Source organism: Rosistilla ulvae, from assembly GCF_007741475.1.
Taxonomy (GTDB): domain Bacteria; phylum Planctomycetota; class Planctomycetia; order Pirellulales; family Pirellulaceae; genus Rosistilla; species Rosistilla ulvae.
Genome location: NZ_CP036261.1, coordinates 3,082,768 through 3,097,625, shown reverse-complemented (window position 1 = coordinate 3,097,625; position 14,858 = coordinate 3,082,768). Strand labels below are relative to the sequence as shown.

General features: G+C 56.4%; 12 protein-coding genes. 8 read left to right on the top strand and 4 right to left on the bottom strand.

Going from position 1 to position 14,858, the window contains the following annotated elements; all coding sequences use genetic code 11:
* Window positions 1-201: 201 nt before the first annotated feature.
* Window positions 202-1,128 (top strand): hypothetical protein, encoded by a 927-nt coding sequence (locus EC9_RS10980; protein ID WP_145345048.1) that lies wholly within the window; start codon window positions 202-204, stop codon window positions 1,126-1,128.
* A gap of 705 nt (window positions 1,129-1,833) precedes the next feature.
* Here the strand turns inward: EC9_RS10980 and EC9_RS10975 are convergent.
* On the bottom strand, window positions 1,834-2,940 hold the full coding sequence (locus tag EC9_RS10975) for an inorganic phosphate transporter (RefSeq protein ID WP_145345045.1): 1,107 nt from the start codon (window positions 2,938-2,940) through the stop codon (window positions 1,834-1,836).
* Between the two features lie 1,265 nt (window positions 2,941-4,205).
* Here EC9_RS10975 and EC9_RS10965 point away from each other — a divergent pair.
* The 4 genes from EC9_RS10965 (at window position 4,206) to EC9_RS10950 (ending at window position 10,322) form a co-directional block, all read left to right on the top strand.
* Window positions 4,206-5,885, top strand: a complete 1,680-nt coding sequence (locus EC9_RS10965) for a lipase/acyltransferase domain-containing protein (protein ID WP_218934726.1) — start codon at window positions 4,206-4,208, stop codon at window positions 5,883-5,885.
* A gap of 83 nt (window positions 5,886-5,968) precedes the next feature.
* Window positions 5,969-8,374, top strand: coding sequence for an NAD(P)-binding domain-containing protein (locus EC9_RS10960; RefSeq protein ID WP_145345036.1), 2,406 nt, complete (start codon window positions 5,969-5,971; stop codon window positions 8,372-8,374).
* Between the two features lie 47 nt (window positions 8,375-8,421).
* On the top strand, window positions 8,422-9,324 hold the full coding sequence (locus tag EC9_RS10955) for a DUF547 domain-containing protein (RefSeq protein ID WP_145345033.1): 903 nt from the start codon (window positions 8,422-8,424) through the stop codon (window positions 9,322-9,324).
* Between the two features lie 299 nt (window positions 9,325-9,623).
* On the top strand, window positions 9,624-10,322 hold the full coding sequence (locus EC9_RS10950) for a pirin family protein (protein ID WP_145345030.1): 699 nt from the start codon (window positions 9,624-9,626) through the stop codon (window positions 10,320-10,322).
* A gap of 63 nt (window positions 10,323-10,385) precedes the next feature.
* On the opposite strand, the gene EC9_RS10945 is transcribed toward EC9_RS10950, so the two are convergent.
* The gene (locus EC9_RS10945) at window positions 10,386-11,102 is read right to left on the bottom strand and encodes a ZIP family metal transporter (protein ID WP_145345027.1); all 717 of its coding nucleotides are present in this window, start codon (window positions 11,100-11,102) and stop codon (window positions 10,386-10,388) included.
* A 599-nt stretch (window positions 11,103-11,701) separates the two neighbouring features.
* On the opposite strand from EC9_RS10945, the gene EC9_RS10940 reads away from it, so the two are divergent.
* From EC9_RS10940 to EC9_RS10930, 3 genes are all read left to right on the top strand, one after another.
* Entirely contained in the window at window positions 11,702-12,436 is a 735-nt protein-coding gene (locus EC9_RS10940; RefSeq protein ID WP_218934725.1) for a metallophosphoesterase family protein, read from the top strand.
* Entirely contained in the window at window positions 12,433-13,146 is a 714-nt protein-coding gene (locus EC9_RS10935; RefSeq protein WP_145345022.1) for a hypothetical protein, read from the top strand. The genes EC9_RS10940 and EC9_RS10935 overlap by 4 nt, the downstream gene beginning before the upstream one ends.
* Window positions 13,147-13,247: 101 nt before the next feature.
* Window positions 13,248-13,604, top strand: coding sequence for a hypothetical protein (locus EC9_RS10930; protein WP_145345019.1), 357 nt, complete (start codon window positions 13,248-13,250; stop codon window positions 13,602-13,604).
* A 120-nt stretch (window positions 13,605-13,724) separates the two neighbouring features.
* Here the strand turns inward: EC9_RS10930 and EC9_RS10925 are convergent, their stop codons facing one another.
* Together EC9_RS10925 and EC9_RS10920 are read right to left on the bottom strand one after the other, a co-directional pair.
* Window positions 13,725-14,090 (bottom strand): hypothetical protein, encoded by a 366-nt coding sequence (locus EC9_RS10925; protein WP_145345016.1) that lies wholly within the window; start codon window positions 14,088-14,090, stop codon window positions 13,725-13,727.
* 321 nt (window positions 14,091-14,411) lie between these two features.
* Window positions 14,412-14,816, bottom strand: coding sequence for an ArsR/SmtB family transcription factor (locus EC9_RS10920; RefSeq protein ID WP_246106070.1), 405 nt, complete (start codon window positions 14,814-14,816; stop codon window positions 14,412-14,414).
* Window positions 14,817-14,858: the final 42 nt, after the last annotated feature.

Genomic DNA, 14,858 nt, shown 5'->3' with positions numbered 1-14,858 from the left:
AAAGGCAAAAAGGGTGAGAAAGGGTGAAGGACAGGTACGCCGACTGGTACAATAAACCTGCGGTTGCGTAGAATATAGTTACGGGGCAGGTTTCTGGAGACGTTGCAATGACAATAGCTCGAAATCTTCTGGTCGATCCGTCAACAACGCGTTGGTACCATTGCATTTCCCGGTGTGTTCGACAAGTGTTCTTGATGGTTGATGGTTGATGGCAACCACGACCGAAAGCACTGGATCGAAGATCGGCTGCAAAAGTTGACTGAGAACTTTGCCCTCTCGGTCGGTGGGTTTGCGATTCTAAACAACCACTTGCACGTGCTGTGTCGCTTGGACCCGAAGGTTGCCGACGAATGGTTCGCATCCGATGTGATTCGGCGATGGATTGCCGTTTATCCGCCGAAGACGCTCGACTTCAGCAACGAAAAAGCTGTGACGAACTGGATCGAACAGTATGCCAAAGAGAAAAATCGAGTGATGGAACTTCGCAACCAGCTGAAAAATCTCGGTTGGTTCATAAAGTCGCTCAAGGAACCTCTGGCGCGATTGGCGAATCGAGCAGATCACTGTCGCGGGACGTTTTGGGAGGGACGTTACAAAAGCATAGCGATCATCGATAACGAAGCGCTGTTGGCAACGTGCGCTTACATCGACCTCAACCCCTTAGCAGCTGGAATTGCCAACACGCCTGAACAAAGCTGCCACACATCGATCAAGCAACGCGTCGATCATGTTCGCTGCAAGGGACAACTCCCTAGGCTTCGAGCGGCACGGGAGGGGACGGTTGCTGCTAGTGATTTAGCCGGTTCGATGGAGCAGGATCTCTGGCTGGTCCCGATCGAAGGTCGCAGCGTGAAAGATAAGTGCAGCCGAGAGGGAATATTGGAAACGTTTCCACTGGGCAGTTATATGATGTTGGTCGATTACACCGGCCGGATGTACCGCAATGGCAAAGCCAACATGAACGCGACGATTAAGGAAATCTTCAGTAGGCTGGAGACAAATGTCGAAGCCTGGCAGCCCCGAATCGACCGAATGCTGCATTCTCACCGCCTCCGCGGCAATTTCTTTGCGATGAACAATATGACCCAGCACGCAATCGCTAAGGAGCAAGCCAACCGTCGCTCCTGAGCCGACGGGGTGACCTCCTAACGCTCCCTCTCACCAGAATCCTCGCACGAATCCGGCTACCGTTGTAAAGTCACCGTGAGAATCGAGGTCACCGCAAGCTAATTTGCGTCCCAGTAAGATCCATCACAACCGCCAATCCGCCCGGCACCAGTCCAGCCTCCAGTTTTCGTCAACACCGTGATCGCCGTGCGATGCCTGTCCTAAAAATGGTTCCTCTGTCACAGGTCGAACAGGATTGTTTCGCCCACCGAGGGGCCTATAACGATGGTTGCTGCCGACATCGATGCGGTGTTTACAGAGTTCGTATACCGCCCTGGGCTGATGACATAGCCGTTCGTAAACTCGACATCGGAGTTGCTGCAGACGTTTTATTGCCCACACCATGCAAAAAAATCAGGGGGGGCCGGGGAATCGAGCTGGTTTCCCTTCTCGTGGGCCTTGTTCCAAAAATCTTCGCGCTCACTCGCTTTACTGCTTGTGCAGGTCGATCACCGGTCTACAGGTTCTCGAAACACCCAACCTGCTTAGTCTTCAGTATTTATTGGCGTCTTGGGGCGACGGTGCATCCGATCATTGCCGACAGAGGGGCATCGTGCAGCAGAGGAATCGCGTTATCGGAGGTGGCGAGATACCTCGCGATCGCGTTGCACCGAGTGTTCAGCGGCTTTATCGTGTCGAAATTTGGATGAAAACGCGTGGTCTGGGCTACGTTAACGCGTTGAAGACGAGCCAGCCGATTAGCGCAGCGGCGGGTAGGGTTGTGCCCCAGGCGAGCAAGATATGAGCTATCGACTTCCAGTTCGCTTGACCGGTTAGGCTTCCGATGCCAAACAGTGCGCCGCACGAAACATGAGTGGTCGATACGGGCAAGCCCCAGCGACTTGCGAAGACGACCAGGATCGACGTGACGAGATTTGCGGAGAATCCCTGGCCTGCGTTCATTTCAGTAATTCCGTGGCTCAGCTTCTCGGCGATCTTCTTCGCACCGAACCAGCCGCCGATGCCGATCGCCAAGCCGCAGACGACTGTCGCGGTCAGGGAATTCAGAGCGGGAACAATCAGAAGCAGCGCGGCGATCTTTGGCGTGTCATTTAGTCCACGCGCAAAGCTCACCATTCCTGCGGAAAGAAAATGCATCGTGTCGAGCGTCTGCCGCGCGTCGACACCCACTAGGTTACCGGCATAGTGATCTCGGCAACTGACGTTGGTTCCCAACCTGATTGAAAGCTCCTCGGCACGCGACATCGACATCGCGCACGATCCCAATGGAACGACCTCGACGACCTCGCGGCCACTGCAAAGACAGGTCTCTTTCGTAATCCCCATCGCGATCCGAATTCGACGAAACGTCAAATAGAGGACTGCCGTTACGAGGATCGCAATCAGTGGGCTTAGCAACAGCGGTGCCATCAGCTTGGTCGAAAGAACATTCCAATCGACGGCAAACGTTGAGGCCCCCGCCGCGCCGACCATCGAACCCACCAAAGCGTGAGTGGTTGAAATTGGAAACCCAAGGCGGCTCGCGAGCATCACCGTCACGCCCGCCGCCAACGCGACAGCAACGCCAAATTCGTTCTGAGCGACCAGCGCGTCGGGAACGATTCCTTTGCCAGAGAATCGTTCGAGTAGTTCGCGAGCGAGCCAAACGGCGGTCAGCGAACCTGCCGCAGTGGTTACCGTCGCCCACACGAGTGCTCGGCGGTACGTCGTCGTGTCACTGCCGTAAAGCGTGGCGACGCCCTTGAAATTGTCGTTCGCACCATTGGCGTAGGCCAGCAACACGCCAGCAACGAGGGCAAGAAGGACGATCATTGAGCGGCTCCGATCCTATCGCCCGCTTCCTGGCAACTCGCAGCGCAACCGTAATCCCCTTCGATGATCGCTTCAGGCAATGCCCTCAGCACGTGGGACGGGCGTTCGAGACGCCAGCGCTGCGTCGGTGCAACGGGTTGATGAGATGCGGCATGTTGCTGTTTGACGGAAGCCCCGGCGACTTGTTGATCTCGATCGCTGGACAATTCTGTTTCCATAGGGCCGACTTCGTTTCGGATGCAAATTGTATCTGCGTCACGTCGGAAACGTGAAGCACTTCGCAAGAGTAGACGGTGTACCCGTGCGATGCTTACACAATTCAAGGAAACTTTTTGTAGACGCTTGTGTTGGCGAATAGGCTGCCATTCCGCCGCCTCAAGAATCGCATCATCTATTCGGTTCCTGGATCGCCTAACGTGTGCCCGAGCCGCCAGATGGTGCAGAACGTGTGCCCGAACCGCCCGGAGATGAGTAGTTTTGCGTTGGGGCGGGAGTTGGAGGCGATAGCGTCGAATTGCTCGATCCAGAACCCTGATACGCGGGTTGTGATTGCGAAGGCGATCCATAGCTGGCCGAAGGAGCGGGGCAGCTACCGTTGTGGCAGGCTCCCGATTGGCGGCATCCGGAAAGCAGCAAGCATCCAAGCGTAGCAATGCCAACAACTGACGCAGTGGCGAGTAATTTTCGAGACATTGGGCATCCTTACGAAAGGTTGGCACGGGGGAACGAGGAACCAGAACTTCTGTCTTGTTCCTATCGGCTAGGCAAGTCCGTTTGCTGTGTGAGCCGACACACACGGGTGAGGATTGATTTACGAAATACCGGAGCCTGTGGTCTGTGAAGTGCCTCACCGTTGTCGCAGTTCACCGTTTAACGACGTCAGGTGACGTGAAGCGTCCTATCTATCGTAAGCCAGCTCGCGAGAATGGTCGGGGCGAGGTTTGAGTTTGGTTTGTCGCCGTGTGTCACCTCAATCGGACGACGCATTTCCAGCCCGAGGAATACGGGAAATTACAAACCGGTCTGCTTCGTTCAACCGGAAAACTCCTGCTAGCAACGCGGCACATCTTCAGTTCACCAGCAATTGTGTTGAGTCTCACAGACTCGGCAGTCTGCGGATGCGACGATTGGAAACATGCATTCCGATGGCCACTGAATAGCGAATGGCGGAGCGGAAGCCTGGCATCCGTTCGCACATCGCGCTGCTGATGCTCGAAAACGTAGCTTTGGCTACCGTCTCTTTCAATTGGTCACGGACGACCTCGATGATGCAACCATGGACGAAAGACAATCCCATTCCTGCCGCCTGGGCGGTGTTTGCCATCACTGCTTGGTTCGCTCGTGCCCCGCTGCATTGGATCGTTAACAATGCAACCGAGTCTCATCGGTCGGTTCAGCTGGTGGCGTATTGCTGCATCGATGCCATGATGGCGGTTCGATCTTCTCTTCGTGCGCACAGTCTGTTGCTCCCCGCGTTGGCTCTGCTCTTGTTTGTCCCCGGCTGTGCGACGGACCATCCCAATTCGTCGCTTGCCGCGATCTACAACCCTCTGGCGCAGCGGCCCGACTATGAACGCAATCCGGTGATCGTGATCCCGGGCGTGTTGGGTTCACGGCTGGTCGATGAAGAGACCGGTAAGATCGTCTGGGGGAAGTACGACAAGATTCGTTTTCGTCGTCAGCAATCCGACGATCTTGCAGAGGTATCGTTGCCGATGGGCCAGGGTGTTCCGCTGTCACAATTGCGAGACAGCGTTCACAGCGATGGAACACTGGCGTACTTGGAATTGAGCGTGTTCGGGATACCGGTGGAACTGCAAGCGTACAACCAGATACTTCAAACCCTCGGCGTCGGTGGATATCGCGATTCCTCCGCTCCCAAATCGGATGAGTTCAATTATGGGGACGAGCACTTCACCTGTTTCCAGTTCGACTACGACTGGCGGCGAGACGTCGCGGAGAACGCGGCGTTGCTCGATCGATTCATCGCCGAGAAGCGTGAATACATTCGAGCTGAGTACGCAAACCGGTACGGAATCACCGACACGGAGATCAGATTCGACATCGTGGCGCATTCTCTCGGCGGCCTGCTCTCCCGATATTACTTACGGTACGGTTCGCAGCAGCTGCCCGAAGATGGTTCGTTGCCAACGCTGGACTGGGAGGGAGCGAGAAACGTGGAGCGGTTGGTGATGGTCGGAACTCCCAATGCCGGATCGGCGTTCGCGCTTCGGGACCTGGTCAATGGACATCAGTTGTCGCGCGTGCTTCCCTATTATCCACCGGCGGGGTTGGGAACGATGCCATCGATCTACCAGATGTTACCGCGGCCGCGTCATCAAACGCTCGTCGATGCCAAGAATTCCGATCAAGCATATGACTTTTACGATCCAGAGCTGTGGCGGCAGATGAAATGGGGATTAGCCGATCCGAACCAAGACGCCATCTTGCAAGAACTGTTGCCGGATGTTGCTGATCGCGAAGCGCGCGAGTGTATTGCTCTGGATCATCAACGCAAGTGTTTGCTCAAAGCCAAGCAATTCCACCAGTCGCTCGATATTCCGGCGACGCCACCGCCGGGAGTCACGTTGCATCTGTACGCTGGCGACGCGATTGAAACGCCCGCCGTGATGTCCATCGACACGGAATCCGGACAGCTGGAAGTCGCGCACAGCGTGCCCGGTGACGACACGACCACGCGGCACAGCGCAGTAATGACCGAGCAGCCTGTCGACGCCGTTTCAACACGCCCCGCTTCCCCCATTCGTTGGGATAGCGTCACGTTCCTGCACACGAGCCACCGCAAACTAACCGCGGATCCCGTCTTTACCGACAATGTCTTGGCGTTGCTGCTTCAGTCGCCGCGTCACGCTCAGACGCCAATTCTCTCTCCGTCGTCCGTTGGTGCGTCAGTTCACAGACAGCAATTGGAACGGATTCCATAATCGGTCCGTTGGCGTGATCGCTCTTTGATAACTTCAGGAAACGCCGCTCTCGAAATCAATCTCAATCCGTACAGGGAGGTACGATGGCGGCAAACGTAACCAAGTCGGACCGCAAGAAGACGTCTTATTTTGCCACGGTCCCGCCGCAGGAAATCCTGCCGATCGTCAATGGCCGTTACGAATCGAGCGTGAAAGGCATCTACGTCATTGGCGATGTCACGGGGCTGCCGCTGGTCAAAGTGGCCGCGAATCAGGGCGCCAGCGTCATCGCGAAGATGAAATTCGATGATGGGACGGCGGCGGATGATGGGCGGCTCGACCTCGTCATCATCGGTGCGGGACCTGCCGGATTGTCCGCCGCGATGGAGGCGCAGGAACGGGGGCTGAAGTATGTCGTTCTCGAACGCAACAAAATTGCCAGTACCGTTCGCAGCTTTCCGCCCGGTAAGAAGGTCTACGCCGAGCCGCAGTTTGTGCGCAATGAGAGCAAGCTCGATTTCGACGAAGACTTGGATAAGGACGAATTTCTGGCCCGAGTCAATCGCTTGGTTGACGAAAGGAAGTTGCACATCAAGGAAGAGACTGAGGTTGATCGCGTACGGAAGGTTGGAGAGCGGCGGTTCGAGGTCGAGACGAAATCGGGGAAATCGTTTCCGACACAACAAGTGCTGGTCGCAGTTGGGCGGCAAGGTCAGGCACGACTACTCGAGTGCCCCGGTGCTGACAACGCTGCAAAGGTCACCTACCGACTGCACACTCCGGAAGACTACAACGATGCCGACATCATGGTCGTCGGTGGAGGGAACTCGGCGATCGAAGCAGCCCTGCTGTTGATGCCACACAACCGGGTCACCCTTTCGTATCGCGGCGATGACCTGTTTCGAGCCAAAGAAGAAAATCGCCAGTTGATTGAACAGGCCCAACGCGATGGTCGGCTGAACATTCTGTACCAGAGCAATCTCAAAGCGATACGCGACGACGAAGTCGATATCGACGTCGATGGGCAATCACACACGTTGGCGAACGACCATGTGATCGTGCAGATAGGAACGCTTCCGCCGGTCGATTTCCTGATGGATATGGGGCTGGAACTCGACGGCGTTTGGACTGGCAAGCGGCTGGCGTTGTCTGTCGTCGGTTTGCTCGTCGGCATCTTCGTTTATTTCTACTCAAAAAACTTTGTGTTTCACCCCGATGCGGCGGGCGAGGGCAAGCTGTTGCTACCAGGGTTGGAGTCGATCGTAGGACCGACACAACTGGGCTTCGCCGCGTTTCTGACGGGAACCGTCCTGCCAATCGCTTGGCTCAGCCTGCTGGCGTTGAAACTCATCAATGGAAACATGCAATCGCGCGGGCATGCTGCGTTGTTCAACATACCGCACTCAACCTCCATGCTGATCGCCGGCGGTTTGCTGTATGCAGGATCACTGGTTGCACCGGACGTCCTCACACTCGATCCATCTGCAGCAGGCGATGGCCCCTACTTTGTGCCAGGTTTTACTTGGTTGTACAACGTTGTCCCGAAGTACTTCAGCAATGCCTACGGACTCTATTACCTGGTCTACTTCTCGGCGATCGCCGGATTCGGTTTGTACTGGGCGATCAAGGCAAACCATCGGCTGATCTGGCGGCGGAACCTGACGATCATCGCAACGCAGTGGACCTTGTGGTGGGGGATTCCGACGTTCCTTGCTGTCTTCATCGGTCGCAATCCGTGGACACCGCTGCTGACTCGATCGCTGAATGCGTGGCCTTTGAACATGGGAGCTTTCAACGTCGATCCAGCGGTTGGGCCCGGCGATCCCGCCTGGTGGCATACCGTCGCGGTCGTCGGTGTCGTTTGGGCAGCTGTCCTGACCTTCATCGTGATTCCACTGGTGACGATTCGCTGGGGAAAGATCTACTGCTCGTACATCTGTTCGTGCGGAGCGCTCGCAGAAACCGTCGGCAATGGTTTTCGCCACCGCGGGCCCAAGGGTGATACGCCTCGCAAGATGGAGCGGATGGGTTTCATCTTTGTCGCGTTGGCCACCGTTGCAACGATCGCCGATCTCTACGGATTTGAAGGACCGCTGGGGCAATACAACTTGTGGGTTGGAACGGCCCTGGCCGGCGCGGTCGCAATCGGCCTGTATCCGTTCCTTGGACAACGTGTGTGGTGCCGGATGTGGTGTCCATTGGCGTTCTGGATGAACTTTTGGGGACGCTGGTCTCAATTCAAAATCACGCCGGAGAAAGGCAAGTGCATCGACTGCAACGTTTGTAATCAGTACTGCCAGATGGGGATCGACATCAAATCGAGCGCGTTGAAAGGCGAACCGATCACTTTGGAGGATTCACCCTGCGTCGGCTGCAATGAGTGCATTGTTCGCTGCCCGATGGAGATCCTGCATCTAGGTGACTTGCCCATCGCAAAACAGAATGCGTCAGCATCGCTTCCTATCGTCAACTCACCATTGATCAAACCTCGAAAACGCGAAGTTGTCTGACGACGCGAAGCCACACATCACAGAAGCAAATTGCAGGAACACAACCGATGAATAAAAGCAAAGCGTCCTATTATGGCCCCTTTTTCTGGCTGGCGATCGTTTCGTTCTCCGTACCGATCGTCGTCGCGGCCAAAGCGTTTCAAGAGGTGCAGTTGTCGACCAAACCGACGCCGCATCCCGATGCGTCGGGCGTCGACCATGCATTATGGGACTATCTACTCAAGACACACGTCGAGAACGGGTTGGTAGACTACGACGGCATCGCTCGCGATCACCTTTTTCGCACCTACTTGCGGCAGCTTTCCGAATCAGAGCCCAGCAAGTTGACCACGTCGGCGGATCAGTTGGCACTGTTTTGCAATGCCTACAACGCGTTTGTCATCAATGGCGTCATCACTCACAAAATTCGTGATTCGGTGATGAACTACAACGTCGAAGGGACCGAGTTTTTTGATCTGAAAGAACACATCCTGTACGGCGAAACGTTCAGCCTTAACGAGATCGAACACGAGTTGATCCGCAAGCGATTTCGCGAACCTCGTATCCACGTCGCCTTGGTTTGCGCTGCGAAGAGTTGCCCGGCGATCCGGGCCGAAGCCTACACTGGGCCCCGCCTAACAAAACAGTTAGAGGACCAGAGCATTCAATTCGCAAACCAAACAAAATACGTGACCTATGACGCGGCCAGCGACACACTCCGACTGAGTCCGCTGTTGGACTGGTACGGCGGCGACTGGGCCCCCGTCGGCGGTTATCTGCCATGGCTAGCCGATCGAGTCGAGGACGACGGAGTCAAACAGGCGATCCTCCGAGCTTCCCGCAACGAAACATCGGTCGCGTTTCTCGACTACGACTGGTCTCTCAACTCACAAGCCGCCGACGGATCCGCGGCCCCCAAACCGGCCAGTAAGAAAGGCCAATTCGGTTCCGGCTCCATCCCGAACGAATGACAAAGCGGCAACTCGGGAACGTCATGGCGGATCCGTCCTTCAGATTGCTAAGATTCAGGTCGCCGTCCACAACATCACGAATTGGTTTCGTTCAACGCCCCGAGTCACTGTGGCCGCCTGGTCCCCTGGGTCGATTGGTGGCATGTCCGGCAGACGCCATCGCGTCGACCAGGTGGAGCACCAAAGGGGAGAAACGGTGTTGTCCCGGAACCAACCGCCTCCTCCTTGACTCGCCAATGCTTTACGTGTAAACTATTTACGCACAGCCGACTTGATTGGAGAAGTAGAGGAGTATCGCAATGATCAAGGTTCGCAAAGCCGATGACCGTGGGCATGCCGATCACGGTTGGCTCAACACACACCACACGTTTTCCTTCGCATCGTACCGCGATCCGGCACAGATGGGGTTTCGTGCCTTGCGGGTGATCAACGAGGACCATATCGCTGCCGGCCGTGGGTTTGGCACGCACCCGCACCGCGACATGGAGATCGTTACTTATGTGCTGCAGGGGGCGTTGGAACACAAGGACTCACTCGGCAATGGCGAGGTCTTACGTCCGGGCGAATTCCAGCGGATCACCGCGGGGACGGGAATCACGCACAGTGAATTCAACCCTTCGGCCGATGAACCGACCCATCTTTATCAGATCTGGCTGCACCCGAGCCGATCGGGGATTGTTCCGAGTTATGAGCAGAAGCGTTTCGACGATAGCGAACTTACCAACACGCTGCGGATGGTGGCCTCACCCGATGGAGCGGACGGTTCGCTCTCGATCCATCAGGACGCTCGGATTTTCCTGTCGAAGCTGGACGCGAACCACTCCGCCCAGACACCGCTCGCCGAAGGAAGACACGGCTGGTTACAAGTCCTCCGCGGCTCGATCGCGCTCAACGGCCAGGCGATGGCCACCAGCGACGGCGCGGCGATCAGCGACGAATCGACGTTAGAGATCACCGCCACGACCGACGCCGAAATCATGCTCATCGACCTGGCGTAAGCGTCTCTCGACGGCAGGCCGCAACGGCTGGAGTTCGAACGGTTCTCAGAAGCCGCTCCCATTTCAGCCGTCGAGCAAAACCTGCCCCACGACTCCCAACAGGAAACCAAACACCGCACCGATCGCCGGCGCACGCTGGCTCTCGCTGCGGGACTGCGGTGCCAGATCTTGAAACGTCAGGTACAGGATTCCGCTGGCGGCGAAGAGCATGATAAAGCCGACGACGCTGGGGTACTCGGCCAGATGATGGTACCCGATCCAACCGGCCAGCGGCCCCAACGGAACACAGGCGGCGAGCATCAACACCAACTTGCCGCCGCGGACGTTACCGCTCACACTCAGCTCGCGGAACGCATTAAACCCCTCGGGCAGGTTTTGCAGTGCGATCAATACCGCCAGCAGCGCTCCGGTGCTTTCGCCATGCGCGAACGCCGCTCCCAGCGCGATTGCCTCGGGAATAAAGTCGGACAGCATCGCCACCAATTGAGCGACCGAACTTTGCGATCGCGCCAACAAGGTCTCCAGCCCCCAAAACACGATCGCCCCGGCAACAAACGCCGCCACGATCCATCCCAGCGACAACGCCTTCACACCATCGGGGACCAGCACCAACGCAACGGCGGAGATCAACACACCGCCGCCAAAGGCGATCACACTGTGCCGGAACTCCTCTTCGAGCCACTGCGGCGAAATCCGCTCGACCATCGCGATCGCACCGCCGATCGGAATCGCCGCTCCCGCCATCGTCGTCAACAATAACACCTGAACCAGTTCGTTCATGTCGTCTCCTCCCAATCTCCTGTTCGCCTGTATCGCCGCCGTTGTCAGCGGAACTGCCAACCTGCCGGCCGCTATGCGTCGAGCGGAGGCACGTTGTTGCAAACAACAAGCCAAACACGAACAACGCATATGAAAACCTTCGTCAACCAGCTCGGGGCCGCTGCCCCCGCGACCAACTCCAACCGAGCAATCGGCTGTGTGAAGCGAACGAGTCAGCCCCGCTACGGTCTCCGGTTTCTAACAACGGGTTTGTGCCGCTGAGAAAAGAGCCGAACGAACACAATTGGGCAGACGTCAATGTAACAGCGGGATTCGAAGGAAGCGACGACCGAGGGCGCGAACGCAGGCGGTCGCGATGCTTACGAATGCCTCATTTCCCGACGGCTTCGCCGAAGGGGGATCTTGTCGCGACGTATTCAGACGCCACTTTGTCACGGACCCATGTTTGTCATTCCGCGAGTTGGGAGCTGACAAAATGGATTTTTTTATCTCCCGCAGCTGAAACGACTTAGGTCATCAGGAGGCCATTATGGGGGCGGCGGCCAGCGCATTGCTGCGCTTGTTTCGGGTATTAGAGGTAGGCAAACGTAATTTCACGTTTGCTCCACACCGACCTAGGAGCAAGAAAACTGACGAAGACAAGCATTGACACAGACGGTGGTCGCACGATTGCGATTGGCGACATCCATGGGCACGCCGACGCGCTGCGGCGGTTGATCGCCGAAATACGGCCCAGACGTGGCGACACGATCGTGCCGTTGGGCGATTACGTCAACCGCGGTCCCGATGCGCGCGGCGTGATCGAAGCGTTGATCGAACTCGACAGTTCTTGCCATCTGGTCCCCGTCCTTGGGAATCATGATGAAATGATGCTCGACGCGCGATTCGATCGTTACGCGTTGGATCGGTTTCGCCATGCGGGCGGGCAACAAACGCTCGATTCCTATCGCCCCCAACCGTCGATCATCTCGGCGAAGCTCTCCCTCGTCCCGGACAGCCATTGGGAATTCTTGAGCCGCTGCTTGGCGTTCTACGAGACGCAAACCTGTGTCTTCACCCATGCTTGTTATGACCCGTATTTAGCGATGAAAGACCAGCCGTCGAGCCTGTTGCGTTGGACCTCGATCGATGGCGCAGTGCCGCCGCCGCACGTCAGCGGCAAGTTGGTCGTCGTGGGGCACACGCCAAATCGGATCGTCAGAAACTATCGTCATCTCATCTGTATCGATACCGGATGTGGATTCGGCGGTCGGCTAACCGCGCTGGAGCCCGCCACCGGAACGACCTGGTCGGTGGAGCAAAGTGGAACCGCCCAAGATGGAGACCTTCAATGAACGACAAACCGAAGCCCTTCGATCCGTTGGAAATCAAAACACGTCCCGACCGCGACCGACGCGTGCAGCAAGCCGATCGACTCGCTCGCGTTTTGCGTTTGCTAGGCTTGATTCATTCGGGCAAGAACTACGACGTCAAAGCAATCGCTCGCGTGATCGGTTGTTCGACGCGAACCGTCGCACGCGACCTGCAAGTTTTGACGTATGCCGGAGTGCCATGGTACTTCGACAAAGAAACCGCCAGCTACCGTTTGCCGCTGAACTATCGCATCCTCATTCCGATGAACATCCGCGAGTCGGCCATGTCGCGTCAATCCGAAGCTGTTGATCATTACCGAGACTTTTTCACAGTGGACGATCCGATGACGCTATCGGAGATCGACTTCGTCGCCCGCTGGATTCATGAGAACCACAACTTCAGCGAGTTGCATGAAGAAAGGGCTTGGGCCATGCAATGGAATGCTCGGCTGAACCTTCCGAGCGTTGTGCTCGCCAATTTCCATACGGTCTTCATGGCGGCATTCCGCGACTGTCCCGATGCGTTCATTCGCACCGTTTGGCAGGCTCACGTCGACTTTCTAATGGTCCCGTGGAAATCGGAAGCGGAGTTCTTGGCGCGCAACGCGGCGATCTGCAATTGGATGTCCCCGCGGATGCCCAATTCGATCATCGACGTCCCGTCCCAAATCGAAAAATACCGGAGTTGTTAATACAACGTGAAGACTCCGATTTACGCGTAATCGATGACCGTATCCGTTCCGTTTGTCAGCGAATACGTAAGAGTGTGCGAATGAAGTCGATGGGGAAACCGATGCTTAGCGAACGAGATCGAGCAAGCTTAAAACAAGCGATCCAAACCACAGTGCTTCCCGAATACGTTCACAAAATCGGTGAGGTACGGATGAAGTGGGTTGCGGATCGAGCGGGGATTTGGGTCGAGATCGCCGGGGAAGATGCCTATTTCGGGCAAACGATCGAAGCGGCGATGATGACCGCCCAGGAATGCGACTGGATATTCCTCAGCAAACATCCACCGATGCTCGACGACGATTGGACCTGGTTCGACGAGCGAGTCGCCCACGGCGAGTCGTGGCAGGATAGAGTCGTACCGATGAAACGCCAGGAAAGTCGCGAGCGTGTCGCGACACGCTATTGTCCTGGAGAGTGATTGGAATTAACCAACACCGTGCATTCGCACGGCGTCAATGATGCCTTCAATCTCTCGAGGTGGCCCGATAATGAAAACCATTCTAAACATTCAATGGTTGACACCACCTTGAATCGACACCTACTCGAAAAATTTATCGATTGAGTTGCCGACCATGTAATGCAGGTCCGTTTCAGCACGCCAGTTCGATAGCTGAAACTTGGAAGCGATGGATTCCAGCCGATCTGGCGTCGTTCCGTTGCCATGCAGAATGACGCTTCGAGAATTTTTCGCGTGCCACATCACTCGGCCTCGTGGGACGTCGAAATATTCGCGGGTTGTGGAAAGCGAAAGCTGTTTTGCTGCTTCATGCCAACAGGCGTCGTGTGCGAAGTCGCTGTCGCAGATCCCGCAAACCGCTTGGGAAGGATTGACCGGTTCGGCGAAGACTGCCAGCCGCCCTGCATGGTCCCACCAAATTCCGATCATTGGCTCGTTGTTCAGCATCGCAGACTCGTGAGGTGGTATTGTTGGTGCCATGGTAATACCAATACCACAGGCCGCTGACCGACGTGGGGCATTCCACAGGAAAAAGATTTGCTGATACGTCGCGTGACGCTCGATTTGCGAGAGGTTATAGGGAAGGGATGGAGATGTCTCGCAGGGGGCGATGCACTTTCGCGGAGCGAAAGAACGCAGAGTCGGAACGCACTTTCGCGGAGCGAAAGGCGACCATGGTTGGGGACCTATCCATACTAGCACGAAGCGCAAGCGAGTGGTTCTGGAATCACTTGCTTGCGCTTCGTGCTCGTATTTGCGATGCACGCGCTATTCGCAGCAGCCGCCTTCTTCTTTTAGCTGTTTTGCGCGGAGCGTGTCTTGCTGCAGTTCCGGGACGTCGTTGAAACAGTCCCCGAGGCAGTCGTACAGCTTTTGCTGGAAACAAGATTGGGCAGGAGCAAGCGAATAATGGGACCACAGTCCATCTTTGCGGACGTCGACCAGGTTCGCTTTTCGCAGATAGGCCAGGTGTCGCGAGACGGTTGGTTGAGGCAATTGCAGGATCTCGACGAGGTTCCCCACGCAGATCTCGTCGTCGACCAACAGATGCAAAATTCGCAGCCGCGTGCTGTCGGCAAACGCCCGAAAGACCGTGTTGATCTGGTCGCCGATCGCCGCCAGCGGAACTGTCGACATGTCGGTCAGAAGCTGTTGGTCGGTCGTGGTACTCATAGCCCAATGGCCTTTCCGAATGATTGGACGGCAGTCGCGTAT